The following is a 26,252-nucleotide window of genomic DNA, read 5'->3' on the forward strand; positions in this document are numbered from 1 at the left end:
TAATACGTGAACTCCCAACCTGTCCCTCATCGGGCGTAACGCTCAGCGGTTCGTCCTTCGCGCTGATCGACAGCTTCCTATCCTTCAGCTCACGCGGTCTCCCAACCGGCAAGCCCAAAAACCCGATCGCTGTTTTGCAACTTGGCCCCGTCGCTACCCGCGAGAGCAGGCTTGTCGATACGTGCGAGGATGGTATTCTCTCCCCTCCAAATTGGAGGTCGGCGATGAACATGAGCGACTGCTGCGATAAGGACTGCCCCTGCTGTGCCAAAGAAAAAGACAAAGGCAAATGACACTCGGGCCTCGGGTTAAACCGAGGCCCCGTCCAGTGATGGCAATCCATTCGACGAGGCCGATTTCGATAGGCCACTCAAGGCAAGCATAGCCGCAAGGTCGGCGCGGGTGTTGATGTTGGAGAGGCCCAGACGCGCATCGTCCACTATTCTCGCATTGGTCGCCCCGATCCAGGACCGCAGTGAACGACAGCCGGATAGGATGTGCAGATCCAGCCGTGGACCAAGATCGGCGGGCCAGAGGCCAATCAGATGCTGGGTGGCAAACACGCAGGGGCCGGATGAGCCGAGACGATCGACGAGATCCAGCGGGAGCGGAAATACGTCGACGGGTACCGTCACAACCGCCTCGTATCCGCGCGCGCGCGCGTCAGCGAGCGCGGCGTTGAGCCCGCCCAACGGCCCGAGCCCAGGCGCAGGGCAATCGGAGATCCAGCGCATTCGATGCGATGGGCGGCCACAGAGAACCAGTTCATCCACCTGGGCTTCGAGCGCGCCGCGCGCATGCTCGATCAGGCTGACGCCGCCGATCGTCGCAAGCGCTTTGTCGCTTCCGAAGCGGCGCGAGGCGCCGCCAGCGATGAGGGCCCCCAGCCGCCGCATCTCAATGGCCAAGCGCGAGAGCGGGGACCGGCGCTCCTGCGGGGAGTGCGGGGGCGTTGGCCGGACGGCGGATGAGAAACCGGGTATGTGCAAGCAGCGCCTGTCCCGACGCCGATTGGCGGTCGAGCATGCGGACGCGGTCGCCTTCTTCGGCCGCGCAGAGAAAGGCCTCACGCGAACCGTTGGCCGGGACCGCGTCCACAAGAGTTGCGGTGCGCCAATCCAACGCGCTTGCAAGGGGGCGCCCGCTGAGACCGGCGAGCAAAGGTGCGAGGAACAGGCGGGCGACAGTCAGCGCTGCCGTCGGGTTGCCGGGCAGGCCCAACACCGCAAGTCCGCCGAGACGCCCGAACCAGACCGGCTTGCCCGGCTTGATCGCCAAATCTGCAAATGCGATCTCCAGTCCCATTGCGGTCAATGCGGCGCGGCAGTGATCTCGGTCACCGCGCGACGCGCCGCCGGCGATGACCAGCAGATCGGCCTCGGCGAGCGCCTCCCGCGCGGCGGCGCGGATCGCAGGCGGGTCATCGGCGACACGCCGCGTTGAGATGTCGCCACCGCCCCATTCGCGCGCGAAAGCGCAAAGCGCGATCGACAGGCTGTCGGGGATCGCCTGCGCATTGCCGATCGCCGTCCCCGGTTCGACGATCTCATCCCCGGTTGCAAGGATGAGGACCCGGGGCTTTCGCCATACCCGCACCACTGCGACATCGGCGGCAGCCACGGTGACCAGTGCGAAGGGATCCAGCAGCGCGCTACGTGGCAGCAACGTCGCCCCAGCTTGAAAGTCGCTCCCCCGCAACCGGACATGCGCGCGCTCACCGGGAGACGCATGGAGAACAACATGGTCGCCTTGCAGAAGGCTCCGCTCGGCGACGATGACCCGATCAGCGCCACGCGGCATCGGCGCGCCCGTCATTACCCGCATCGCCTCGCCCGCCGCGACCGATCCGGCATCGCACGCACCGGCGTAGCACGTCCCCACAATCCGAAGCGGCGCGCCATCTAGGTCAACGCTTCGCACCGCATAGCCATCCATCGCCGCGCAATCGCGCCGGGGCGAGTCGATCTGCGCAATCACCGGTTCGGCGAGGACACGGCCGGCCGCCGCTGCAAGCGCAATCTCTTCTTCGCCGAGCGGGAGAGCGTGCAGAGTGAGGATGGCCTGCGCGACGTCGTAATCCATCGCGGCGGCACAGGGTTCAGGGTTGGCAGCAAGCGCCTCGGGTTTACCCATGGGCGACTCTCCGACCTTTGTCATCGACCAGAGCGACATCCTCGACCCGTACCGCTTCCCCGATCAGGATCAGCGTCGGCGCGTCATCGGCGAATGCACGGGTAGCAATGTCGAGCAGATCAAGGCGTGTCGAGAGCCGTTTTTCAGTTCCCAAGCTGACGTTGCAAGCAATCAGAACTGGGGTCGCGCGGTCCACGCCCGCCGCGATCAGCCGTCGTGCAATCTCTCCCGCCGCGCCACGGCCCATATAGAAAGCGAGCGTCGCGCCTGGGGTCGCAAGCGATGTCCAGTCCAGATCGAGTGCCGCGCCGTTTCGGCTATGCGCGGTCACGAACCGCACCTCGCGCGCAAGACCGCGCAGCGATAGCGACACCCCCGCCGAGGCTGCGGCAGCGCTTGCCGCTGTTACGCCGGGGCAGACCTGCACGATGCACCCTGCCTCGCGCAGCGCGGTCATTTCCTCGGCCGAGCGTCCAAACAGCGACGGATCGCCCCCCTTGAGCCGCACCACGCGCCGTCCCGCGCGCGCGGCGGCGACCAGCAGCGCATCGATGCTGCTCTGATCCTTCGAATGCCGCCCGGCGCGCTTACCGACACTGACGCGCTCGACACCGGCAGGGATCAGGTCGAGAACGCCCTGTCCGACCAATGCGTCATGATAAACGATGTCGGCCGCTTCGATCAGCCGCACCGCCTTGCGCGTCAGCAGGTCGGGATCGCCCGGACCTGCGCCGACCAGCCAAACGCTACCCCGTGGAAACGCGTCATGCTGCATCGGACGTTACCTCCGAAAGAATGCGGGCGAGCGCCGGACGGCACGATCCGCAATTGGTGCCGGCCTGCAGCGCCCCGCCGATTGCGGCGACATCAGCAAGCCCACGGTCACGGATTGCCGCGACGATGGAGTTGAGCCCGACATCGAAACAGGCGCAGATCACCGCACCGCGATCGGGCTGCGCCCCCGGCGCGCGACCGGCGAGCAGAGTCGGTGCGGCGTGTTCCTCGCTGAGTTGTGCGATCAGCCAGTCACGTGTCGGCAACTCGCCGGTGCGGGTAACGAACAGCACCGCCGCCAGCTTTCCGTGAGCGAGCACGGCGATCCGCCGCGTGCCGCGCGCGGCATCGATCGCCTCGACCCGCTCGCCGCGCGGCAGCAGCGCCTCGATCCGCGTCGCATCGCCATTGCCCGCGAGCTCCCACAGGCTGCCCTGCGGCACCGCCACCCGCGTCGCCCACAGGCAGCGCGGGGGTGCGGCCAACTCGCCCGACAGGATCAGGAAGCCGCGCCATTCGGTCGCGATGGGCGCAATCTTCGCCGGCGTCGATTTGAACCCGGGCTGGCCCGAATGCGGATCGGTGAGCGGACGCGGGAGCAGCCCGGTGCGCCCACCGGTCGAAGTGCGGTCGGTCCAGTGGATCGGCGTGAACAGTTCGCCACGCCGCTGCGTCTCGGTCAGCGCGACGCGGAAGATGCTGTCCCCCTGTGGCGTCGCCACCCGCGCAAGCCCGCCATCGGTCAGCTCGAGTTCGACGGCATCCTCAGGATGCACCTCGACCAGCGGTTCCTCGCGGTGACGCGCCAGTTTCGGCGACAGGCCGGTGCGCGTCATCGTGTGCCACTGGTCGCGATAGCGCCCGGTGTTGAGCGTCATCGGCCAGTCGCGCAGCGGCGCGGGGATCGGCTTCTGCGCCACGCTGATCAGCCGCGCGCGACCGTCCGGGGTCGAAAATCGGCCAGTTGCGAACGGCACGCCACCCCAGCGGAACGGCGTCATCGTGTCATAGGCGGCGTTGCCCCCGGCCCCGCCATCGGTCAGCGCGAACAGGCGCTTGCCGTCATTGCCATAGGTCGACAGCCGGCAGTGCTCGCGCCAGATTTCGGCGGGGCGGTCATAGGCAAAGGCGGTTTTCCACCCCATCCGCCGCGCGACCTCTTTGATGATCCACCAGTCGGGTTTCGCCTCACCGGGGAGCGGGAAGAGCGCGCGCTGGCGGCTGATCGTGCGGTCGCTGTTGGTGACCGTCCCGTCCTTCTCCCCCCAGGCAGCGGCGGGCAGGCGGACATGGGCATAATCTGCGCTGTCGGTCCTCTCGATCACGTCGCTGACCACGACGAACGGACAGCCAGCCAGCACCTCACGCACCCGCCCCGCGTCGGGCATCGAAACGGCCGGATTGGTCGCCATGATCCACAGCGCCTTGATCCGCCCTTCGCCGATCGACCGGAACAGGTCGACCGCCTTGAGTCCCGGCTTCTGAGCGATGGCGGGCGAGGCCCAGAAGCGCTGGACAAGGTCGCGGTTCTCGGGTGCGAAATCCATGTGCGCAGCGAGGGTGGAGGCGAGCCCTCCTACCTCCCGACCGCCCATCGCATTGGGTTGCCCGGTGATCGAGAATGGCGCGGCACCCGGCTTACCAATCCGCCCCGTCGCCAGATGGACGTTGAGGATCGCGTTGACCTGATCGGTGCCGGCAAGCGCCTGGTTCACCCCCTGACTGAACAGCGTCACCGTCCGCGGCGTCGCGGCGAAGAGCTCATAGAAGCGCCTGAGGTCTGATGGCGACACGTCACAGACCCGCGCCACCGACCACAGGTCACTCCCCTCTCCTACCTCGTCCCAGAATTCCTTGGGCGTCGCGACATGCGCGTTGAGATACGCCTCATCCAGCACACCCGCCTCACGGCACCAGTGGAGCAAGCCGTTCATCAGAGCGACGTCGCTTCCGGGCCGGATCGGCAGATGCAGATCCGCCTCCTCCGCGGTCTCGGTACGGCGCGGATCGATCACCACCAGTTTCGCACCCGCCTCGCGCCGCGCGGCGATGCGCTGATAGACCACCGGGTGGCACCATGCGGTGTTGCTCCCCACCAGAACGATCAGGTCGGCGGCGTCGAGATCGTCATAGCTGGCGGGAACCACATCCTCGCCAAAAGCGCGGTTATGGCCCGCCACCGCGCTCGACATGCACAGCCGCGAATTGGTGTCGATGTTCGCCGTGCCGATGAAGCCCTTCATCAGCTTGTTGGCGACATAATAGTCCTCGGTCAGCAACTGGCCCGAGACGTAGAAGGCGACGCTGCCCGGCCCATGCCGAGCGATCGTGTCGCGAAAGCGTTTTGCGACGAGGTTGAGGGTCTTGTCCCAGCTAGCGCGCTTGAGGCCGATCATCGGATGGAGCAGCCGCCCTTCCAGACCGACGGTTTCGCCGAGATGGGTGCCCTTCGAACACAGCCGCCCGCGATTGGCGGGATGGTCGGGATCGCCCTCGATCCGCACCGCGCGCTTACCCGTGACGGTCGCGCGAATGCCGCAGCCGACCCCACAATAGGCGCAGGTGGTGCGGATCACCTCGTTCATCAGGCAGCGGCCTTCAGCGTGCTCGCACGGCAGATCAGCACGCGTCCCGCGCTGATCTTGACCGGGACGGTCGGCGTGCACCCCTTGTCCTCGCCCAGCGCTTCGCCAGTGGTCAGCGAGATGCGCCAGTTATGAAGCGGACACGCCACCGCGCCGCCATGGACGATCCCCTGCGACAGCCGCCCATGTTTGTGCGGGCAGCGGTCGCGCAGCGCGAACACCTTATTTTCGCCGGTGCGGAAGATCGCGATGTCGTCGCCGCCCTCGACCTGCACCGTGCGGCTGCCGCGCACGGGAATCTCGTTCAGCCAGCCGATATCGAGCCATTCGGCGGTGGTCATGCCATCTCTCCAACGGGGGTGAAGCGCGCCATCGGCGCGTGATGTTCGCGCTCGGCACCCTGCGCGCGCTGCGCCCAAGGGTCGTCCTGCGAGAACGTCTGGGAATAGAAGAAGCGCGCGGCGAGGTCGGCGCGGACGGCATCGTCATCGAGCAGCCGCGACCGCACATACTCGACGCCCACCCGCTCGATCCACGGCGCGGTGCGCTCCAGATAGCGCGCTTCCTCGCGATAAAGCTGGATGAAAGCGGCGCAATGCTCGATCGCCTCGGCCTCCGTCGCAACCTTGCACAACAGGTCGGTGGCGCGGACATGGATGCCGCCATTGCCGCCGACATGCAGCTCATAGCCGCTGTCGACGCACACTACGCCGAAATCCTTGATCGTCGCCTCGGCGCAGTTGCGCGGACAGCCGCTGACCGCGATCTTGAATTTGTGCGGCATCCACGACCCCCAGGTCGCGCGCTCGATTCTGACGCCAAGGCCGGTCGAATCCTGCGTGCCGAACCGGCACCATTCAGAGCCGACGCACGTCTTCACCGTGCGCAGCGACTTGCCATAGGCGTGGCCGCTGACCATCCCGGCGGCGTTGAGGTCGGCCCAGACCGCGGGCAGATCCTCTTTCCTGATCCCGAAAATGTCGAGCCGCTGGCCGCCGGTCACCTTGACCATCGGCGCGTTGTACTTCTCCACCACGTCGGCGATCGCGCGCAGCTCGCGCGGGTTGGTCAGACCACCCCACATGCGCGGGACGACCGAATAGGTGCCGTCCTTCTGGATATTGGCGTGCATGCGCTCATTGACGAAGCGGCTTTGCTGGTCGTCGACATACTCGCCCGGCAGCGCGCAGAGCAGGTAATAGTTGAGCGCAGGACGGCACGAGGAACAGCCATCGGGCGTGCTCCAGTGCAGCTTCTGCATCACCTCCGGTATCGATCGCATGTTCTGTGCGACGATCTCGCGCCGGACATCGTCATGGCCAAAGCTGGTGCATTTGCACATCGTGCGGGCACCGGCCTGCACTTCATCGCCCAGCGTCAGCGCAAGGACGGTCTCGACCAGCCCGGTGCAGCTCCCGCAGCTCGCCGACGCCTTGCAGATCGCCCGCACCGTATCGAGGCTATGTGCGCCCTTGGCGATGCACGATACCACCTGCCCCTTGGTCACGCCGTTGCAGCCGCAGATTTCCGCATCATCGGAAAGCGCCGCAACGGCCGCCTTAGGGTCCGCCGCGCCCCCTCCCTGGGCGAAGGCCTGGCCGAAGATCAGCAGGTCGCGGACATCGGCAACGCTCTCCTGCTTCTTCAAAAGGTCGAAATACCAATTGCCGTCGGCGGTATCGCCATACAGCACCGCGCCGACGATGCGATCGTCCTTGACCACCACGCGCTTGTACACCCCGCGCGCGGCGTCGCGCATCACGATGTCTTCGCACCCATCCCCGCCAGAGAAATCCCCCGCCGAGAAGACGTCGATCCCCGACACCTTGAGCTTGGTCGAGGTGACCGATCCGCGATAGCCGCTCGGGCTACCGGTCAGATGGTCGGCGAGGCTGCGGCACATGTCCCACAGCGGCGCGACCAGACCATAGACATTGCCGTCATGCTCGACGCACTCGCCGACCGCGAGCACATCGGGATCGGACGTGACCATATGGTCGTCGACCTTGATCCCGCGTCCGATCTCCAGCCCTGCCGTCCGGGCAAGACCTGCGGAGGGGCGAATGCCGACCGCCATCACCACCAGATCGGCCGCGATCCGCGTGCCATCCTTGAGTACGACGCCCTCGACCTTGCCGTCGCCCACGATCTCGGCGGTGTCCGCGCCAGTCAGGATCGTCTGGCCGCGCGCCTCCAGCGCCTGTTTGAGCAGCCATCCTGCCGCTTCATCGAGCTGCCGCTCCATCAGCGTCGGCATCAGGTGCAGCACGGTGACCTTCATGCCCCGCAGGCTCAGGCCATGCGCCGCCTCCAGCCCGAGCAGCCCGCCGCCGATCACCACCGCGCTCCCGCCTTTTTCGGCGGCGGCGAGCATCGTGCCGACATCGTCCATGTCGCGAAACGCAATCACGCCTGGCAGTTGGTGACCCGGCACCGGAATGATGAAGGGATCGGAGCCGGTGGCGATCAGCAGCTTGTCATAACGAGTGCTCACCCCCGCGCGTGACGTCACCGTCTTGGCGGTGCGGTCGATGCCGACCACCGGGTCTCCCGAGATCAGGTCGATGCCATGTTCGGCGTACCAATCCGCGCCGTTGATGACGATGTCCTCAAACGCCTTCTCCCCCGCAAGAACGGGCGAGAGCATGATGCGGTTATAGTTCACACGCGGTTCGGCGCCGAAGATCGTCACGCGATAACGGGTCGGATCGCGCGCCAGGATTTCCTCGACCGCGCGGCACCCGGCCATGCCGTTGCCGATCACCACAAGGTGCTCGCGCGCGTCGTCCTTCGCAGCCGTTACGGGTCGCAGTTCCATCAAAGTGTCCAGTCCAGTTGCAGCCAGAATTTGCGCGTGTCGGTGGCGAAGCCGTCGGCGCGGTAATCGGCGTAGCGCACCGACGCGGTGGTCTTGCCCAGCTTCGCCAAGGCCACCAGGTTGAGTTCGTCGCCATAGTGGCGGGTCAGCCGGTCGCTTTCGTAACGGTGCCACGCGGCTTGCAGTGTCACCCCCTTGGCCGGGCCGATCGCCTTCCAGCCCCAGCCCGCGCTCAGATACAGGTCGCGCACGCCATCGGGCGGCGTGGCCAGATATTTGTCGGCCCAGCCCTGAAATTTGAAATTGGTGCCGAGCGGAGTCTGGAAACTGGTCAGCGCCACGCCCGTGTCGGCACCAAGCACCTCATACCCGATCCCCAGCTTCGGGCCGTTGAGGTCCACCGACACGTCCGCCAGCCAATAAGCGGCGGCATAGTCATTGGGGTTGCGCCCCATGTCACTCTGGCGCGCATGGCTGAGCTGATAGTCAAGCTTCGCGTTGCCCAGCGTCCGAATACCCGCCAGCCGCACGCCAAAGGTCCGGCTCGACAGGCGAAACCCCTGCACCGCCGCCTCGTCCTGATCGACCCAATAGCCAAAGCCGGTCAGCGTCCCGATCGGGCTGACCCACGACAGGTTGGCAAAGACATTGTCGCCGCCCACCGCGCGTTGCCGCGCTCCTGTACCGTTGATTCCCCAGATCGTCCGCACGCTCCAGGCATAGCTGAGGTCGGCCTTCACGCCCTTCACCGGCGTCGCCTCGGCGCGCACTGCGTCGAAGCTCTGCCCGTTCTGGCGGAACCCGACTGCGCCGACAAAGCGCTCATCGTCGAGCGTGATCCGCTGGCGCCCCGCGGTCAGCGTGACGACCGGAAGCTTGAGCGCTAGCTGTGCGCGATGGATCGCGACAGTCTCCGGATCGGCGATCAGGGGACGCGCCGCCGATCCGGAGAGGCCGTCGAAGCGGTCATCGACGATGGCGAGATTGCCCTGCGCCTCGACCAACGCGGTCAGCGGCCCTAGGCTTGCCTGAACCCCGGCGCGGACCCGCAGCGTCACCGCTTGTGCGTCGAGAGGCAGACCGTCCTGTTCGACCTGTTCGTAGCGCAGCCGCGCGTCGATCAGAGGCTTGAGGGTTTGGCCAGTGGCGGGCGTCGCGGCCAGCAGCCCGATGAGAGGGAGCACTATCCGCATCGGATCAGATCCGCACGCCGGCAGCGGTGCCCCAGGTCGCGCGCCACTTGCTCTTGACGAGCAGCAGCCCCACCAGCGCGACAATCGCAAGCCCGGCGAAGATCAGAAAGCCGGCCGAAAAGCTGCCGGTCCACTGTTTCGCAAGGCCCAGCGACGAGGCGAGGTAAAAGCCGCCAACGCCGCCCGCCATGCCGACAAGGCCCGTCATCACGCCGATTTCCGCCGAAAAGCGCTGTGGCACCAGCTGGAACACCGACCCGTTGCCGGTGCCGAGCGCCAGCATGCCGATCACGAACAGCATCAGCGCGGTGACGAAAGTGTCGGCGATGGCGACCCCGGCCAGCGCAAAGGCAGCAAGGATGAATACCCCGATCAGCGCCTTGACCCCGCCAATCGCATCGGCCAGCGCGCCGCCCACCGGTCGCACCAGCGATCCTGCAAACACGCACCCCGCGGTCGCATAGCCCGCCTGGATCGTTGTCAGCCCGAACCGGTCGGTGAAGTAGATCGGCAGGCTGGCAGCCAGCCCCACAAATCCTCCGAACGTCACCGCGTAAAAGCCCATCAGCCACCAGCTGTCGGCCGTCTTGAGCGGCTGGAAATAATCCCGGAGCGACTTGGCCGCAGGGCGGCCCGGCGCGTCCTTGGCCATCATGACATAGGCGACCAGCACAAGGGTCAGCGGAATGCAGGCCAGGCCCAGCACGTCGTTCCAGCCAAAGATCCTGGCGAGACCCGGCGCGAACAATGCAGCAAGGACAGTGCCCGAATTGCCCATACCGGCAAGGCCCATAGCCTTGCCCTGGTGTTCGGGCGGATACCAGCGGCTGGCGAGCGGCAGCGCGATCGCGAAACTCGCGCCGGCAAAGCCGAGGATCACTCCGAGCGCAAGCGTCCCGCCAAAGCTAGTCACGCCCAGCGCCCAAGCGATGAACAGACCGGTGATGACAATGATCTGGCTGATCGTTCCGGAGTTCTTGGGCCCGATCCGGTCGACCAACAATCCGTTGACGACCCGCAGCAGCGCTCCGGCCAGCGTCGGCACTGCCACCATCAGCCCTTTTTCCGCGGGGGTCAGCGCCAGTGTCTTGGCGATTTCGGGCGCGAGGGGGCCAAGAAGCACCCACACCATGAAGGCGAGATCAAAATAGAGAAACGCGGCGATCAGTGTCGGCTTATGCCCGCTCGACCAGAACGTCGATTTTTCCACGGACGGCTGCGCGTCCAGATATGTTGTTGCCATCGTCTCAGTCCCCGAATGCGACGGGCACGAAAAAAGCCGCCAGAACGGCGGCCGCATGGGCGCGTTCTGGCGGCATCGTTGCCTGTTGCGGTGAAGGAGCCTTCGCTCCGCCCTGCTACGCTTCGCTCCCCCCGTTGGCAGCGCGACGCATCAATCTTGCCGGCCACTTCGCCGGACAGGAGGAAAGCTGCCTGATTCGTCGGCTGCGCGCAACACGAATCTTCGCAGTTGCAATATTTTTAGTTGCAGCGCGTCACGGCAGGCTGGCGAGATATCCGGCGATGTCCTCGGGATCGAACGATCGCCCGTCGAAGAAGCGATCGGCGCCCAGGGTCAGCCGGCCCTGTACGGAGCCGACACCGACCGGCGCATCGAGGCCGCCTTCGAGCTTTGAACTGGCCCCCGGCAGCGGCGCGTCCGAACCCGACAGCGCTTCGCGGTACAGATCGGGGCGGAAAACCTCGGTCGCGGTTGCGGCGTCGGCATCCGAATAGGCGATCCCGTCCCAGCGCGTCATCTGGGCGTACAGCCACGCCGCCTGGCTGCGCCATGGGAAGTTCGCCGCCTCACGATACTGGAACATGAAATCGGGATAGTGAACTGGCTGCCCCCCCAGGGTCAGTCGCAACCGATCGGTGATCGCACGCAGGATCGAATCGGCGGACGAGTCGAGGTAATGGCTGCGGGCGAGAATCGCGGCATTCGCCTCGGCATTGGCGGGATCGACGAAATGGGCTGCAGCCTCATGAAGCGCGCGGATCAGGCGCAGCACTGCATCGCGCCGCTCGTCCGCGACAGCGCTGCGCAGGGCCAGCACCTTCTCTACCCCGCGGCGCCAGATCTGCGCGGTCGCAAGGGCAATCCGGCCCACCCCGCGATCGACCGCGATCGAATTCCACGGTTCGCCGACGCAGATCCCGTCAACCTCCCCCGCCGCCAGCGCATCGGCGGCGAAAGGCGGGCTTGTGACAACGATATCGATATCGACATCCGGCCGGATGCCCACCCCCCCCAGCCAGTAGCGCAGCATGTAGTTGTGGCTCGAGTAGCGATGCACCACGCCGAAGCGTAGACGCCGCGCCCCGGCGACCTGCTTCAGCGCAGCCCCGATCGCAACCGGATCGCCCAGCGTTTCACCCAGCCCCACCGCATCAGCGAGCGCGGTCGAAAAGGTCACCGCGTTGCCGTTAAGCCCCAACACGAACGGCACCGCCATCGGCACCGCCGGCCGCCCCCTGCCCAATGCAGTCGCAATGGCCAGCGGCGCGACCATGTGCGCGCCATCGGTGTGGCCATAGAGCAGCCGATCACGCACCGTCGCCCAAGTCATGTCCCGGACCAATTCGAGCCTTAGCCCCTGCGCCTGCGCAAAGCCCAGCTCATGCGCCAGGATCGGCAGTGCCGCATCTACGAGGGGCAGGAAGCCGATCCGCATCGTTTCGTCGGTCACGGAACATCCCCCATCAGCGCTTCTGCAGTGACGATCGCCTCGGCGATCTCCACGATCCGGCGATTGGTACGCATCGCCTGTCCGCGCAGAAGCGCATAAGCGGCGGGCTCGTCGATCTCGCGTCGCTTCATCAGGATCGCCTTGGCGCGGTCGACCGTGGCGCGCTCTGCAAGCGCACTCTTTGCCTCGTTCAGTTCGCGCTGAAGCCTCGAAAACGCCTGAAACCGCCGCACCGCCAGATCGATCACCGGCTTGATCCGTTGCTTCGACAGCCCGTCTACGACATAGGCGCTCACGCCTGCGTCGATTGCCGCCCCGGTCGATTCAGCGTCGCTCTGGTCGACAAACATCGCGATCGGTCGGTCGAGCGCGCGCGACATGGCAAAACAATCCTCAAGCTGGTCACGGCTCGGATTTTCAAGGTTGATCAGCACGACTTCAGGCCGTGCGGCCTCAATCTGCGCGGCGAGTGGGCCGGCAGGATCGATCAGGACCACATCGAGCAAGCCCGCTTCGCGCAGCCCATCGGAAATGATCGCGGCGCGCGTTGAGCTGGTGTCGATGATCGCGATCCGCATATCGCGCTCTTATTGAAGCGCGCCCGACTGCACCAGATGGTTCGCGGCGGCCGGATTCATTCATCGAACCAGATGACATATGCGCATGTGGGGACAACCGACAGGCCAGGAACAGGTCCGCTCCAGGTGGTTTCGCGCGACCAAGCGGACAGGTTTACTGGGGTCCGTGCCGACGAGGGGACGCAAGAAAAAGCTGCTGACCGCTCCTGGGCTGTCTGCATCTGGTCAAAAATCGCCGAAAACTGAGGGTCAGAAAATTTGCAGAAGCCCGATTTACGCGAGACTACGGGTCGTTCCGCTGATGTCACTTATGTCCTGCATACTGTCGGTTTCGGCTCGCGCCACCACTTGGCCTTCACCCTATACCGTCTCACGCAAGAAGCCCTCGGGTCAAAGTGACCAGTTCAGAAGGAAACGGATATGCACATTAAAATCGCAACTGCCATCGCGACCGCCCTCATCCTGTGCGGCGCGTTCGCAGCTACGGCCCAAGGCGCGCAGGGCGTCAAGCGCACCGACCTGCAGCGCCACGACCTGTCAATCGATGGCCGCGAGACCGTCCAGGCGCGGATCGACATCGCGCCTGGGGGCACCGCGCCTTGGCACCGCCACCCCGGCGAAGAGGTGATCTATGTCATTGAAGGCGTGTTGGAGTATCAGCTCGAGGGCAAGAGCCCGGTGACTCTAAGGGCAGGGCAAGTGCTATTCGTGCCTTCCGGTGTCGCGCACAAAGCCCATAACCCCGGCACCACGAACGGTGCCGAACTGGCGACGTACATCGTCGAGAAGGGCAAGGCGCTTGTCGTGCCGGTACCACATCTCGAAAAGCACTGACGATGGCGATGGCTTGGCTAGATTTCGCAACGCTGTTGTTCCGCTGGGGGAGCGTCGACGCAAAGTCATACCGGTACCGGGCCGGCGATCCACCATCCTGTAGGGCGAGAATGTCGGCTTCAGCTTGAGTGATATTTCCGGTATATCGTTTATGAATATTCTCGAAGCCACTGTCAGATCCGTCCACCGGTAGTCGCATATTATTCAGGATTGCGCAGGATATATTTTCACATTTACTGCCTCGATAGACACCCTAAGCTCCTGTTGTTCGATGGATAAAGGCGTCAGATCGGATTCAATACAGCTTGTCTCCCGCATGTTCGTTGAACACGATCGAGAAGCTAATTCGTTGCGCGGAGGGGACAATGGAAAAGGAACTGCCGATACCGAAGTGTTTCGACAGGCCTGGCGAAGCCGCCGAGCGGCTGACGGAGATGTTTGTCGAAATCGGGCAGGCGCGCGACACGCGGCTCAATCCGCCACCCGCGCAGCGGGCGGTGTTTCGCAAGCTGCATGGCGTCGCCCATGGCTGGCTCGAGCGGCATGCGGATGTTCCGGAACACTGGCGCGTCGGAATCTTCGCGCATGAGCGCCTGAGGGCGTGGATGCGCTTTTCGAGCGACACCGGCCCGACTGACCCCGACCTTGGCAGCATGTGCGGGATTGGCATCAAGCTATTCGGCGTGCCGGGCGAGAACGCTTTGGGTGAGCATGGCGAGACCGCCGACCTCATCATGCAGAATATCGACCGGTTCTTCCTCAATACCGCCAAGACGATGGTCGAGTTCACCTACGCGGGCGTCGTCCAGAAGGACTATGATGCGTACCTCGCCAAGCATCCGGACATCAACGACGTCCTGAACGCCATGAGCGCACCGCGCGGATCGTGTCTCACCAACAGCTATTGGGCAATCCTGCCCTTCCATCTCGGCGAGCAGGTCGTGAAATACCGCCTGGTTCCTCAGACGGTGCCGGAAGACGTGCCCGATGATGCCAATGATTATCTCAGGATCGATCTCACCAATCGGCTGGCCGAGCGGGAGTATCGCTTCACGCTCGAGATCCAGCTTCGCACCAATCCCGAGACGATGCCGCTCGACGAAGCCAATGCCGTGTGGCCGGAAGCGGAAAGCCCGTTCGTCCCCGTCGCCACGCTGGTCATCCCGCAGCAGCGGATCGATGCGCCCGGCCAGGCGGACTACGGGCAGAATCTCTCGTTCAACATCTGGCGGGTGCCGCCTGCCAACCGGCCGAACGACCAGTCGACGATCGCGGTCGTGCGCCGCACCGTCTACGCGGCCGGTGCCGCGATGCGCCAGCGCGCCAATGGCCAGCTCACCGGCGATCCGTCCGAGCCGCGCGCAGCCGAGGCCGATCCGGTCGAGCGCGATAATTGCATCGTCCAGGCGGTGATCTACCCGGCGATCGGCGTCGCCCGGGTCGGCAGCAGCGACGATTATTTCTACGGACCCGAGGTCACCGATCCAGCGCCGCTGCCGCCTGGCAGCTATCGCGACAAGGACAAGCGCCTCAAGCGCCAGGCAGCGCGTTTCCGCATCTATGGCGTCAACGCCCGTGGCGAGATCGTCCGCGAGCTGACTGGCATGGAACCAAGCGCCAAAATCGAATGGACCGTGCAGCTCGCCAACCAAAAATCGGCCTGGTACGGCTTCCAGCTCGCGCTCGACATTCCAGAGGCAAATTACGCGCCGCCGACGACGCTGCGCAATCCCAGCGTTGCCGATCGCACATCCCTCGCGATTAATCCCAAGCCACAGGTGTTGAAGGGTGCGAAGGCGCGAGCGAAAAAGTTCGAAGGCCACTTCGTCGATATCCCCGTCTATCTTGGCGAGGCGATGACCGACGCCGAGCAACGCCTGACGGTGCTTGGGGGCAAGGGTGTATCGGCAAGCATCGATGACAGCGCCGCGATCACCTTCGCCAACAACGAAGGCTGGTATGACGACGTGTCGGATGGCCCGGTAACCGCGAAGGTCACGCTCAACGGCGAGGAAATCCAGGTCATCCCGGCCTGGGTGGTGGTCGCCCCGCCCAACTATGGCCCGCAGCGCAAATCGGTGCGGACGATGTGGGACCTGATGCGAGACGTCGCGATCAAGGCGGGTAAGCTCGCTGCCCCTACCCGCCCCTCGTTCACCCGCGACATCCTGCCGATCTTCGAGCGGATGCAGGGCCTGCAATGGGTCAATGCAGGCTTTGCCGCCGGGTTTGGCTGGGAGGGCGTGTTCGACCTGACCAGCACGGCCGCGATCGCCCGGCTCGGCAGCACCAGCCCCGCCTATCGCGAGCAGCGCCGCGTCATCTACAATAATTTCCGCAATTTCGAGACCGATGCGAATTCGCCGGTACCCTGGCCCTGGCTCTACGGCGATGCGATGAATATTCCCCCGGTCGCCAGCCCGCGCCAGAATTCGGTGCTGAGCGACTGCCAGATGGCAATGCTGTGGCAATGGTCCGAGGGCAATTTCGACGCGGACTATGATCCGGCGGCGGTGCCGCCCGCGAGCATCGAGGGGGTACCGCTCGCCGAGCAGGGCGAGATGCTCACCCGCGCCGCGCTGGAATTCTGCCTCGCCGATGCCTTCCATCCCGGCTGCGAGATGACCTGGCCGGTACGCAGTGCGACCATGTACATGGCGCCCTTCCGCTTCCGCCATGCGCCGCAAGGCTGGATCGCGCCCCCGCCGAGCGAGGTCCTGACCCCGGACGATGTCACCATCCCCAACGGCCCGCTCTATGGCCAGCAGGCGGGCGGCATCACGCGCTGGATGGCGGTACCCTGGCAGACCGATACCAGCAGCTGCCGCTCGGGTTATACGCCAAATTATGATCCCTATGTCCCGACCTTCTGGCCGGCACGCGTCCCCAACGAGGTGCTGACCAAGGAGAATTACGAGATCGTGATGGACAAGAGCCGACCGCTGTCCGAACGGCGCAAGGCCTTTGCCAATCGCGAGGCATGGATCGAGCCGCTGGGAGCGGATGGTTACACGCACCAGATCAACAACATGATCCACCATTTCGATTTCCTCGGCGTGGTCGAGGTGCGCGAGGGGCCGGGCGATGCCGATTTCCCGGCGTTGATCGAAGTCGAGGATTATGCGCGGCTGATCACACCTGAACAGGAACAACTCACCGAGCCAGCCAAGCGTCGAACACAGATGCTGCGCATGGCGCCGGCTGCGGCACCAGGACCGGTTGCGCGGCGCGGAGAGCGCTCGGCGACCGAAGTCGATCTCTCGGGCATCGCGCTGGTCAATCGCTTTCCCAACGGACTGCCGCCCCAGCGGCGATGACCAGAGCTACAGTCGATGTCGCGATCATCGGCGCAGGCGCGGCTGGTTCGGCTGCAGCCTGCGTCATTGCGCCAGGAGCATCCGTAGCGCTGATCGATCGCATCGCGACGCCGCAGTGGCGGATCGGCGAAAGCCTGCCCGGCGCGGCGCACCGATTGCTCAAGACGATCGGCGCATGGCCACGGTTCGTCGCGGCCCACCATGGCCCAGCCCTGTTGAAAATCAGTCGCTGGGGTTCGGACCGAACGGTCGAACTCGATCCCATGCGCGATCCGGACGGTGCTGGCTGGCACCTCGATCGCGCGAGATTTGAAGCCGACCTGCGCGCCACTGCGCTCGATCACGGCGCGGTTTTCCACCATGCACGGGTGCGCACAGTCGCTCGCACCCCGACGGGATGGAGCCTGTCGCTCGATAGCGGGACAGTTGTTGCTGCAAGGCGCCTGATCGACGCGAGCGGGCGCCGATCGCGGCTGCTCGCTGCATTTGGACAACACAAGCTCGTGGTCGATCGGCTGGCCTGCGTCTATGCGCGGATCGCCGCAGGCTCGCGCTACGACCCTGTGACCTACACCCATGCGGTCGAGAGCGGCTGGTGGTATACTGCGGTAGTACCGGGCGGCGAGCGGCTGGTCGCGTACCATTGCGACTCCGACAGCCCGGCGCTACGCGCAACGCTCAAGGAAGGGCCGCTGGCGGCAGCGCGCCGGGTTCCAGGGCTGGCTGAGGCAATCGGCCAGATCGAGCGATCGCGCGCGACCTCTCCCGAGGTCTGCGCCGCGAACACGATCGCGCGAAGCGCGGCGGGTCACGGCTGGCTGGCGGCGGGCGATGCAGCCATGGCGCTCGACCCGCTTTCCTCCCAAGGATTATTCAATGCCCTCGCGACCGGCCTCGAGGCGGGCGATGCAACCCTGGCGCTAATCGCTGGCGATGATGCGGCGACGCCACGATTTGCCGAGCGGATGCGCCTGATTTGGCAAGCGTATCTGCGCCATCATGCGCTGTACTACGGTATGGAGACGCGCTGGCCGGACGCCGAGTTCTGGAGCCGTCGCCAAGTCGATACGGGGTCAATGCGCTAAAGATCAAGACAGCGTCGTCCTGGCGACCCTAAGGTGTCGCGCTGACGCTGCGCGTTTTGGGTAGTGCGCATAGCGCACAGAGCCGGCGCAACGCGTTGTTTTTCTCGACATGCGCAATTCATCCAATATGGATGTATTTCGATCAGTGCTGCTGTGCCGAGAAGGATCTAGGATATGGACGAAGACGCCGTTCTGAACCCAGTCGAGCTTGCGACCGAACTGACAATCGCCTGGCTCGGCAATCAGAATAACCGGATTGTGCCCGAAGACGTGCCTGCGTTTCTTCGCACGATGCACGCGACACTCGTCGATCTCTCGGCATCCTCGTCGAACCTGCCTGAAAACGACGGAGGCGCAGCCGCTGTTGAAGAATTCGTGCCGGCGGTTTCGGTGCGCAAGTCACTTGCGTCGAAAGATCACATCATCTCGCTGATTGACGGGAAACCGTATCGCACGCTGCGCCGGCACCTCTCGACGCATGGCATGACACCCGAAGAGTATCGGTCGCGGTATAACCTCAAGCCCGACTATCCGATGGTGGCGGAGAGCTATTCCGAGCAACGTCGAGAGATGGCCAAGAAAATCGGCCTCGGTAACAACGGCGGAGCCCGCAAGAAACGCGCTGCAAAGCCGGCCTGACCGGTAGCGAGGCCGCGCCGAAGGCGGGAAGACCATAGCGTTGGCGTGGATTTCTGACTGTTCTTCGCGCGGGGCTCTGGCGCAACGCGTGGCACAACCGATCAGTGCCTGAGGTGCGGGTCTTCAGCGCTCTGCTCGCGCATGGTCTGGCGGATGTGATGGAGCAATGCTTGTCCCACGTCTTCGCAAAGCTCCTGCTCGGCAAATCCATCGGGTAAAACCCGCGCTTCGACCAGAAGTGCGGCGATCACTTCAAGAAGTCCGTCGATCGTCGCAGCGAGCTCGAGGCGTGGGCCCGGGCCGCCGGCGCGCGACTGTTCGCCGAGCGTCTTGATCGTCTGGATCGTGGCCAGAAAGACGCTGCGCTGGGCGTCCGCGCGAACCTGCTCGGGGTCGAACATCATGGTGTCAGACTATAGACCGACGCGACCTGTTGCCACCGCCGCAAAATATTGATCGATCGCACGCAGCGCGTTGTCGGACAGCGAGATGATCTGTCGTCGCTTGTCGTTGCCGTCCGGTCGGCGCACCAGAAGGCCCTCGTCCGTCATCGTCCCGATCCAGCGCAGCGCGGTCGTCGCCGGCGTTGCAGCGGCGATACACAGGCTGGATACCGAAACTTCGCGATATTCGAGATGCGCTGAGTATAAATCGAGAAGAATGTCCCAGGCCGGATCGGCAAAGAGGCCCGGATCAAAGAACTTGTCGCGCATCCTGCGCGCGCGAATCCGCAACCGCACCTCGTCGGCGCGCTCTTTCCGCGCAGGACCGGCGATGTCGTGAGAGTCGAGATAGTAGGGCATATCGCCTGCGAGAGACTCAACCCGCTGAGCGATCCGCTTGACGTCCCGACGAAGCCCTTCGAGTTCGGCGGTGCGCGCTGAACTCTTATCGTGAAGGACGCGCATGGACCGACTGGCGAGCGCAGCCTCGATCGCGGCACCGCGGTCGTCACTCGTCGGGTCACACAGGAGTTGCGCCTCGCCAGGCCAGAGAAATGCAGCGACAAGGTCGATCTGATCGAGCGGCGCGCTCGCAATGATCGGAGTCCCTGTTTCCGACGCATAAGCGCACATGCGAACCAGCAAGGCCGTGAGCGCGTCAGGCGAAGTCGCACCAGCCTCCAACACAAGGAGATCGGCGAAGCCGTCCTCGAGCGCGAGATGGGCTGTGCCTATGCCGTCGACGATCCGACACCGCAGGCCTGCGTCCTCGATCGCCGCGAGCGCACAGTCAGTCCCCTCACGATCATCACCGAACAAGAATGCGGTTCTCGTAGCGAACCGGGTCGGTTCAAGCGCATGTCCCTCCATTGCGTACTCACCCCGCCCAATCAGATCGCTCAACTCTAACGCAGCGTTGGGGAAGTTGCGCGCGGGTTCATCCAATCCGGATGCAACTGCCCTGACCGGCCCAATCCAGTTCAAGGGTGGTGAGACGTCTCCAGTTCATTGCATTGCAACGAGCGGCCCAACACCGCGGCGGATTTAGGCTTATCGATTATTAACGTTCTTTCTATCGTACCAGGATGGGCGGCGATTCACCCGGCGGTAACGACGTTCAGCTTCCGGTCGTCTCGGAGGTTGAGCTGGACTGTATCCGCCTCGCGGGCACGGGCGCCAACTCCAAGATTATCGCCCGCAAGCTCGGCCTCTCTCATAATACCGTCAACATGTACGCGTCGCGGGTGCGGCGCATCCTTGGTGCCGCAGACCGATATGAGGCTGCCGAAATGCTGCGGCGCCACGATGCTGGCGAGCACCTTAACAAGTTTAAACTTAAGTCGGAGCCGGTTGAGCCGGATCGCAAATCGGTCAATCCCAAGGAGGCCATCATCGTCGAAGCGGAGGTGGTGATCGGAAGCGTCCTTCGGGAAGAGCGTGCGGTTTTCGACCGTTCCATGCCCCTGGACCTCGCCGATCAGGCGACGAACGTCGGTGGATGGGGACGAGACAATGAGCTGACGCGGATTCAACGGGTCTGGTGGATGGTGAAGGCCACCCTTGGAGTGATCTTCGTGACATTCCTCGCCTTCGCCGCCGTTCAGTCGCTGGACACCACGCTCACGAAGTTCGGCTTCATCAACTGATTGCTTCAATCACTGGCACACATGCTCTGCCGACCCCGTCGGCGGACAGGGGGAACCTATGCTCAACTTCAAGGACAGCGACATCAAACAGGCGTGTGAGGCGGCTACCGAGGTCGCCGAAACCTTCCTGCCGGCCGAGCACGCCCAGGGCTTCGCCGCGCTCGATGGTGCCCGCGCACTGGCCCGGCTCCTCGAACTCAGCGAGAACCCGGTCTTTCGCGGTCGCCTGGCAACCGCGGGTCGGGCGCTTGCCGAGGGCACACAGCATTCGGTGAACGCGAAGTTCGCATTCGAACTGGCCCATGCCAGCTTCATGAAAGCCGTCGATCGCACGCCGCTGCCTGAACATGGCTGGGGTTGCCCGGGACCGGTTTGTCCCTGGGATGTGCGCAAGCCAAACGGCGCTGCGCCGGACTTTCTTGGTGCACCGGTTGTCCCGACGGAAGCGGTCTGACGCCAAGCCATTGACGAGGCAGCGCGACGATGTCCTTTTGCGGCCATGATCTTCTTCATCGCCTTCGTCGCGTTGCTTTGTCTCTCGACCGGCTTTGCGGCCTGGAAAGGGGGCCCGCCGGAACGGATTGCGGCAGGGTTCTATTGGACGGCGTGGCTGATAACGCTGTTTGCAAGCCCGCAGGCGATGGATCGGTGGCGCACGGTGGAGATCGGCTATTTGCTGATCGACGCGGCCCTCCTGCTGGGGCTCGGGGCGATTGCCCTACGCGCCAACAGGATCTGGCCGATGGCGGCAGTCTCGCTTCAGCTGATCATCGTGGTGGGACATGCAGCAAAAGCACTCGACCCGCGCCTTCTGGGGTCCGCTTACGCGATCATGTCGGTATTCTGGCCCTATCTTCAGCTTCTGATCCTGGCTGGCGGGACCTGGGCCTATTGGCGGCGGACACGGACCCACGGGGCCGTGCCCTCCTGGTCGAGCTTCTCGCGCCCCTGACGCACGACGCCGGATCGATCACCGATGCGCTTCTCGCTCGCTTCGGTACGATTGCCAGGGTCGTTGCGACTGATGAAGCAACGCTTGTTTCCCTCGGGATCGAGCGCAATGCCGTGAGGCAGATCATCGTGTCGCGCAGGTTGATCCAACACGTCCTTCGCGCGCCGCTGCTTGCACGCCCCCAGCTCGGCAACCTGTCGGCGGTGATCGACTACCTCACTGTCGAAATCGGTCACTCGCCCGTTGAGACGCTGCGCGTTCTGTACCTCGATAGCGCCAACCGCCTGATCGACGAACTGGTTCAGGTCGGTGAAGTCGATAATGTGCCGGTGAGCGTCAGAGCGATCGTCCACCGCGGCCTGCTCGTTGGAGCGGCGGGCCTTATTCTGGCGCACAACCACCCCTCGGGAGACAACGCGCCCAGCCGCTCAGACCGCGAGGTCACCCGTACGCTGGCCCGGGTAAGTTCGTCACTTGGTATGACGCTGATCGATCATCTGGTGATCGCAAGCTCCGAAGTTCGCAGCCTGAAAGCCGACGGCGTCTTCTGATCCTGCCGACAGCATCGTGCACCTCAATCGGTCGGCTCGCCAGTCAATCTACCGGTTTTTCGGAGCAGGTGCCGGTAGCCGCCACGCGACAGGCGTTTGGCCTCGGCGACCAGCCTTCTGACCCGCGAGCGCAGTGAGTCCGAACGCCCTCCCCAGTCCGACGCGACGCGCTCGGCACCGTACAGCGCTTCTGCGAGCTCGCGGTGACTGGCGCCATCCGCCAGGCCGTCAAGCACCTGCAATGCGATCAGCCAGCGCTCGATGCGCGGGTCAGCCGGATAGAGCGCGCGCGCAAAGCGGCGATGAAGCGCGAAGTCGACGAGCCGCTGGAGCGGAAGAAATTTAGGAACCGCCGAACCCATCGCCTCGATCCGGCATCGCAGGATGACCGGTCCGCTCGAAAGCGTGCCGAGCGCGACATCGAGGCGAATTCGGTGCCAGCCATCGCTGATCACCGCATGTTCCAATCCATGCCGGCCCCTTACCAGCGTCAGCCATGCGCCAAGCTCACCCGGATCGACCGCGCCTGGTTCACAAGGTCCCGCCGCGATCGCCTCGACCGCGAGCGTGCCTGGATCAATCCCGGACTCCCAGATCAGCCGGGCGTCAGGCACGCAAACTGCTGGATCCTCCGCGAAAGTGCAGCCCCCATGTCAAAGGATCGCTTGCAGTGCCATGCGCAGCGCCACGCGTTGCATCGCTCGCTCGCACATACCAGGCGATATAGTCGGGATCACGCCGCAGCCATTCCCACATCAGACCGGCGCGATCGGTTCCGAGCAACCGCCGATAATGGCCGCGATCACGCCAGTCCCCCACCGTAGTCCGGGCGCGGGTCATGAGCAGCATCCTGACGGACCGAGTAGCACCCGAAATTCAACCAAAATGGATTTGATCGCGCCGACCAAATCCATAACATCGGCGTTCTTCTCAACCACGTCGCGTCGCCGGAGCGAAGACCGGCGGGCGCGGCGCCAGGTATAAGGAAGGGACGGTTCCGGGGCTTGCGGCGGCATGAGAGGCCGCTCGGGATCGATGGGCCGCATGGGGTTCGTAAAGGCATTCGAGGAGTTTGTCGCGTGCGTGTCGAGGGCGGCCAGCCCCGCCGATCTCGGCGAAGCAGTGGCGAACATGGCCAACAGGCTGGGCTGTGATTATTTTGCGCTGACGCATCATGCCGATCCGCTTGCATCGCCAGGAACAACGATCCGCCTCCACAACTATCCCGAGCGATGGGTCGACTATTTCGATCGGCATGGGCTGGCCGCCTGCGATCCGATACACCGCGCGAGCCAGCAGACCGCGTTGGGATTTGCCTGGCGGTCGGTGCCTGAGATGATCCCGCTGACGCCGGCGGATCATCATATCCTGGCGCTTGCTGCGGATCACGGCATTGGCGAGGGCTTTACTATGCCAGCGCACGTGCCGGGTGAAATCACCGGCTCCTGCTCGTTCGTCACCAGCTATGGTCGCCCGCTCCTGCGCCGACACCTGCCGCTTGCCCAATTGGCCGGTGCCGTTGCGTTCGAAGGCGCGCGGCGGGTCTGGCAGGTACGCCCCCTCCCGGTGCGCAAAGCCCGTCTGACCGATCGCCAGCGCGACTGCCTGATCTGGGCCGCCCGCGGGAAGGGAGATTGGGAAGCCGGTATCATTCTCGGGATCAGCGAAGAGACCGTAGCGCAACATGTCAGTGCAGCATGCAAGCGATATGGCGTGCGGAAGAGAACATCGCTCATCATCCTGGCGCTATTCGACGGGACCATCAGCTTCGCGGATATTGCGCGGCGCTGATATCCCTCTTTTCCGGGATAGCGAGCTGCCGATCCTGTCGCGACCTTGGCGTGAACCTGAATCGGAGGTTCGCGATGATCCATTTGATCAAAGGCACGCGCGCGCATCTGGAAAGTCCGGTGCTGCGCAACATGTTCGCGGCGCGCAAGCGCGTCTTCGTCGATCTGCTCAACTGGAAAATCCCGGTAATCGCGGGGACCTATGAGGTCGATCAGTTCGATACGCGCGAGGCGACCTATATCGTCGTGAGCGATGCCGCTGGCAATCATCGGGCTTCTGTCCGGCTGCTCCCGACCGTCAGTCCGCACATCCTCGACACGCTCTTCGTGTCCCTGTGCGATGGACCCGTGCCGCGCGGCCCGACAATATTCGAGATTACGCGCTTTTGCCTCGATCGCGGTCTGGCCGCGCCCGCGCGTCGCGCGGCTCGCGACGCGCTCGTCAGCGCAATCGCCCGCTTTGGGGTATGCGCGGGGATCACGCGCTACACCGGCGTTGCCGCGTCCGACTGGATTGCGCAGATCATCAAGTTCGGCTGGCGCGTGGAGCCGCTTGGCCCCCTGCGCACGATCGAAGGGTCAGCGCTCGGTGCGATCGCGATTGAGATCGACGCCGAAACTCCAGGACTGCTGGAGCGCGCCGGGATCGTCGGTGCGCTAAACTTCGTAGTGGAGGTCGCCGATGTCGCCTGAGGCACATGGCAAGATCCTGAACGCGCAAGGCTATTGCATTGTGCGTGGTGCAATCCCGTCGGCACAGGCCTTAGCGCTGGACCGAGCGCTCGGCCCGGGCTTCGAGGCCACCCCCTTTTGCGAGGGCGGCTTTTATGGCGAGCGGACCAAGCGCTTTGGCCGCCTGCTCTCGCGAGCGCCGGAGACCGACCGGCTGGTTCGCCACCCGACGATCCTGACTCTTGCTGAAGAGATGTTGTCGCCGTGGTGTGACACAATTCAGCTCAATCTGACGCAGGCAATCGCCATCCATCCGGGCGCGCTATCGCAGTTCCCGCACCGCGATCAGGACATGTGGCGCGGCGCTGTTGGCGAGGTCGAGTATCTCGTCAATGTCATGTGGCCATTGACCGACTATCGGGCCGACAATGGGGCAACGTTGATCTGGCCCGGTAGCCATGGCGTCGCTGCACGCGCGGATCAACCCGAAGGCGAGCCGGTCGTGGCCGAGATGAAGCCCGGCGACGCACTCGTCTTCCTCGGATCGACACTGCATGGAGCGGGCGGCAACCTCAGCGGCGACATTCGCCGCGGACTGATCATCAGCTACTGCCTCGGCTGGCTCAAGCCCTATGAGAACCAGTGGCTCGCCTATCCTCCCGATGTCGCACGGCACTTCCCGCGCCCACTCGCCGAACTGGTCGGCTACCGGCAGCATCGGCCCAATCTCGGCAATTACGAGGGCCGCTGTCCGTCGGTGTTGCTCGACGGCCCGGTGGATCCAGCCCTCGGCGCGATCGACGCCTTGCGCCCCGACCAGAGCCTCGCGCTCGAGGCCTATCTTGCCGAACAACGGCGGCGCGATTGAGTTCGGGCCTCACCAGCGAACGCGTCTATGACGCGTTGAAGTGTCGTCTCCTGTCCGGCGCACTCCTCCCGGGCGCGCGTCTCGAACCCGCGCGCTTCGCCGAGGAACTCGCGAGCAGCGTGACGCCAGTGCGTGACGCGCTCAACCGCATGGTCGGAGAACGACTCGTCGAGGCCCGCGCGAGCGACGGTTTCCACCTGCCGCTCGTGACCGAAGCGCACCTTCGCGATCTCTACGCATGGAATGTCGCGCTGCTCGCCCTCGCGGTGCAGTCTTGGACCATTCCGAGCAAAGGGCCTCGCGCGGATGGGCTCGCGATCGATGCGCCCCGTGCCACAGCGATGCTGTTCGCACTGGTCGGCCTGCGCTCCGCCAATCCAGAGCATGGTGCGCAGATCGCCGCGTGCAACGATCGCCTCGCGGCGGTCCGGGTGGCCGAGAGCCATGCGCTGCCGAACGGCGAGGCGGAAATCCGCGCCATGGCAATGGCCTTCGACCATGACCCTCCGTCTGCACTGCTCAAGCTTGCGCGGGCCTATCACCGCCGCCGGATCGCCGCCGCGCCCGACATCGTGCGTGCCCGGTATGATCCGGGCGCCTACAATCGGTCGATACGCGGTTTATAAAGTTCGGATAGTCGAGCGCGGATCCTAGCATTTCTCCTGCCGCATTGCCGCGGCA

At 64.6% G+C, this 26,252-nt stretch carries 26 protein-coding genes; 12 read left to right on the forward strand and 14 right to left on the reverse strand.

What is annotated here, in order from left to right; all coding sequences use genetic code 11:
* Positions 1–308: 308 nt before the first annotated feature.
* The 10 genes from mobA to VGN66_RS17855 form a co-directional block, all read right to left on the reverse strand.
* A complete protein-coding gene (gene mobA / locus VGN66_RS17810) occupies positions 309–908 on the reverse strand; it encodes a molybdenum cofactor guanylyltransferase (RefSeq protein WP_327520116.1) in 600 nt (199 codons plus the stop codon).
* Positions 898–2,133 (reverse strand): molybdopterin molybdotransferase MoeA, encoded by a 1,236-nt coding sequence (locus VGN66_RS17815; protein WP_327520117.1) that lies wholly within the window; start codon positions 2,131–2,133, stop codon positions 898–900. The genes mobA and VGN66_RS17815 overlap by 11 nt, the downstream gene beginning before the upstream one ends.
* Positions 2,126–2,908, reverse strand: a complete 783-nt coding sequence (cobA, locus tag VGN66_RS17820; RefSeq protein ID WP_327520118.1) for a uroporphyrinogen-III C-methyltransferase — start codon at positions 2,906–2,908, stop codon at positions 2,126–2,128. Before cobA ends, VGN66_RS17815 begins: the two co-directional genes overlap by 8 nt.
* Positions 2,898–5,492, reverse strand: coding sequence for a molybdopterin-dependent oxidoreductase (locus tag VGN66_RS17825; RefSeq protein WP_327520119.1), 2,595 nt, complete (start codon positions 5,490–5,492; stop codon positions 2,898–2,900). Before VGN66_RS17825 ends, cobA begins: the two co-directional genes overlap by 11 nt.
* A complete protein-coding gene (gene nirD, locus VGN66_RS17830) occupies positions 5,492–5,833 on the reverse strand; it encodes a nitrite reductase small subunit NirD (RefSeq protein WP_066661227.1) in 342 nt (113 codons plus the stop codon). The genes VGN66_RS17825 and nirD overlap by 1 nt, the downstream gene beginning before the upstream one ends.
* Positions 5,830–8,310, reverse strand: a complete 2,481-nt coding sequence (nirB, locus tag VGN66_RS17835) for a nitrite reductase large subunit NirB (RefSeq protein WP_327520120.1) — start codon at positions 8,308–8,310, stop codon at positions 5,830–5,832. Before nirB ends, nirD begins: the two co-directional genes overlap by 4 nt.
* Positions 8,310–9,503 carry a hypothetical protein gene (locus tag VGN66_RS17840; protein ID WP_327520121.1) on the reverse strand — a complete coding sequence of 398 codons (1,194 nt, stop codon included), beginning with the start codon at positions 9,501–9,503 and terminating at the stop codon, positions 8,310–8,312. The genes nirB and VGN66_RS17840 overlap by 1 nt, the downstream gene beginning before the upstream one ends.
* A 4-nt stretch (positions 9,504–9,507) precedes the next feature.
* A complete protein-coding gene (locus VGN66_RS17845) occupies positions 9,508–10,746 on the reverse strand; it encodes a nitrate/nitrite transporter (protein WP_327520122.1) in 1,239 nt (412 codons plus the stop codon).
* Positions 10,747–10,999: 253 nt separating this feature from the next.
* Positions 11,000–12,181: an ABC transporter substrate-binding protein gene (locus VGN66_RS17850; protein ID WP_414713229.1), complete on the reverse strand. Its 1,182-nt coding sequence runs from the start codon at positions 12,179–12,181 to the stop codon at positions 11,000–11,002.
* Positions 12,182–12,192: 11 nt separating this feature from the next.
* Entirely contained in the window at positions 12,193–12,774 is a 582-nt protein-coding gene (locus tag VGN66_RS17855; RefSeq protein ID WP_327520124.1) for an ANTAR domain-containing response regulator, read from the reverse strand.
* A gap of 420 nt (positions 12,775–13,194) precedes the next feature.
* Here VGN66_RS17855 and VGN66_RS17860 point away from each other — a divergent pair, with 420 nt between their 5' ends.
* From VGN66_RS17860 to VGN66_RS17875, 4 genes are all read left to right on the forward strand, one after another.
* On the forward strand, positions 13,195–13,608 hold the full coding sequence (locus VGN66_RS17860) for a cupin domain-containing protein (protein WP_327520125.1): 414 nt from the start codon (positions 13,195–13,197) through the stop codon (positions 13,606–13,608).
* Between the two features lie 365 nt (positions 13,609–13,973).
* Positions 13,974–16,925 (forward strand): LodA/GoxA family CTQ-dependent oxidase, encoded by a 2,952-nt coding sequence (locus VGN66_RS17865; protein ID WP_327520126.1) that lies wholly within the window; start codon positions 13,974–13,976, stop codon positions 16,923–16,925.
* The gene (locus tag VGN66_RS17870) at positions 16,922–18,010 is read left to right on the forward strand and encodes an NAD(P)/FAD-dependent oxidoreductase (protein WP_327520127.1); all 1,089 of its coding nucleotides are present in this window, start codon (positions 16,922–16,924) and stop codon (positions 18,008–18,010) included. Before VGN66_RS17865 ends, VGN66_RS17870 begins: the two co-directional genes overlap by 4 nt.
* 174 nt (positions 18,011–18,184) lie before the next feature.
* The gene (locus VGN66_RS17875; RefSeq protein ID WP_327520128.1) at positions 18,185–18,649 is read left to right on the forward strand and encodes a MucR family transcriptional regulator; all 465 of its coding nucleotides are present in this window, start codon (positions 18,185–18,187) and stop codon (positions 18,647–18,649) included.
* Between the two features lie 101 nt (positions 18,650–18,750).
* Here the strand turns inward: VGN66_RS17875 and VGN66_RS17880 are convergent, their stop codons facing one another.
* Positions 18,751–19,053 carry a hypothetical protein gene (locus VGN66_RS17880; RefSeq protein ID WP_327520129.1) on the reverse strand — a complete coding sequence of 101 codons (303 nt, stop codon included), beginning with the start codon at positions 19,051–19,053 and terminating at the stop codon, positions 18,751–18,753.
* Positions 19,054–19,062: 9 nt separating this feature from the next.
* Positions 19,063–19,911, reverse strand: coding sequence for a hypothetical protein (locus tag VGN66_RS17885; RefSeq protein ID WP_327520130.1), 849 nt, complete (start codon positions 19,909–19,911; stop codon positions 19,063–19,065).
* A 266-nt stretch (positions 19,912–20,177) separates the two neighbouring features.
* Here VGN66_RS17885 and VGN66_RS17890 point away from each other — a divergent pair, with 266 nt between their 5' ends.
* The 4 genes from VGN66_RS17890 to VGN66_RS17905 are packed head-to-tail and all read left to right on the forward strand — an operon-like array spanning position 20,178 to position 22,241.
* On the forward strand, positions 20,178–20,738 hold the full coding sequence (locus VGN66_RS17890) for a helix-turn-helix transcriptional regulator (protein ID WP_327520131.1): 561 nt from the start codon (positions 20,178–20,180) through the stop codon (positions 20,736–20,738).
* A 58-nt stretch (positions 20,739–20,796) separates the two neighbouring features.
* Entirely contained in the window at positions 20,797–21,192 is a 396-nt protein-coding gene (locus tag VGN66_RS17895; RefSeq protein ID WP_327520132.1) for a hypothetical protein, read from the forward strand.
* 45 nt (positions 21,193–21,237) lie between these two features.
* Positions 21,238–21,690, forward strand: coding sequence for a hypothetical protein (locus VGN66_RS17900; RefSeq protein WP_327520133.1), 453 nt, complete (start codon positions 21,238–21,240; stop codon positions 21,688–21,690).
* Positions 21,630–22,241, forward strand: a complete 612-nt coding sequence (locus tag VGN66_RS17905) for a JAB domain-containing protein (protein ID WP_327520134.1) — start codon at positions 21,630–21,632, stop codon at positions 22,239–22,241. The genes VGN66_RS17900 and VGN66_RS17905 overlap by 61 nt, the downstream gene beginning before the upstream one ends.
* Positions 22,242–22,264: 23 nt before the next feature.
* Here VGN66_RS17905 and VGN66_RS17910 read toward each other — a convergent pair whose 3' ends face one another.
* Both VGN66_RS17910 and VGN66_RS18750 read right to left on the reverse strand, forming a co-directional pair.
* Positions 22,265–22,855, reverse strand: coding sequence for a DUF2285 domain-containing protein (locus VGN66_RS17910; protein WP_327520135.1), 591 nt, complete (start codon positions 22,853–22,855; stop codon positions 22,265–22,267).
* Positions 22,848–23,090, reverse strand: a complete 243-nt coding sequence (locus VGN66_RS18750; RefSeq protein WP_414713221.1) for a transcriptional regulator domain-containing protein — start codon at positions 23,088–23,090, stop codon at positions 22,848–22,850. The genes VGN66_RS17910 and VGN66_RS18750 overlap by 8 nt, the downstream gene beginning before the upstream one ends.
* Before the next feature lie 195 nt (positions 23,091–23,285).
* On the opposite strand from VGN66_RS18750, the gene VGN66_RS17915 reads away from it, so the two are divergent.
* The 4 genes from VGN66_RS17915 (at position 23,286) to VGN66_RS17930 (ending at position 26,197) form a co-directional block, all read left to right on the forward strand.
* Positions 23,286–24,032, forward strand: coding sequence for a LuxR family transcriptional regulator (locus VGN66_RS17915; RefSeq protein ID WP_327520136.1), 747 nt, complete (start codon positions 23,286–23,288; stop codon positions 24,030–24,032).
* Between the two features lie 74 nt (positions 24,033–24,106).
* The gene (locus VGN66_RS17920) at positions 24,107–24,724 is read left to right on the forward strand and encodes an acyl-homoserine-lactone synthase (RefSeq protein ID WP_327520137.1); all 618 of its coding nucleotides are present in this window, start codon (positions 24,107–24,109) and stop codon (positions 24,722–24,724) included.
* A complete protein-coding gene (locus tag VGN66_RS17925; RefSeq protein WP_327520138.1) occupies positions 24,714–25,571 on the forward strand; it encodes a phytanoyl-CoA dioxygenase family protein in 858 nt (285 codons plus the stop codon). Before VGN66_RS17920 ends, VGN66_RS17925 begins: the two co-directional genes overlap by 11 nt.
* Positions 25,568–26,197, forward strand: coding sequence for a GntR family transcriptional regulator (locus tag VGN66_RS17930; RefSeq protein ID WP_327520139.1), 630 nt, complete (start codon positions 25,568–25,570; stop codon positions 26,195–26,197). Before VGN66_RS17925 ends, VGN66_RS17930 begins: the two co-directional genes overlap by 4 nt.
* Positions 26,198–26,252: the final 55 nt, after the last annotated feature.

Origin of the sequence: Sphingomonas sp. (assembly GCF_035998645.1) — a bacterium.
In the GTDB taxonomy this organism is placed as follows: Bacteria; Pseudomonadota; Alphaproteobacteria; order Sphingomonadales; family Sphingomonadaceae; genus Sphingomonas.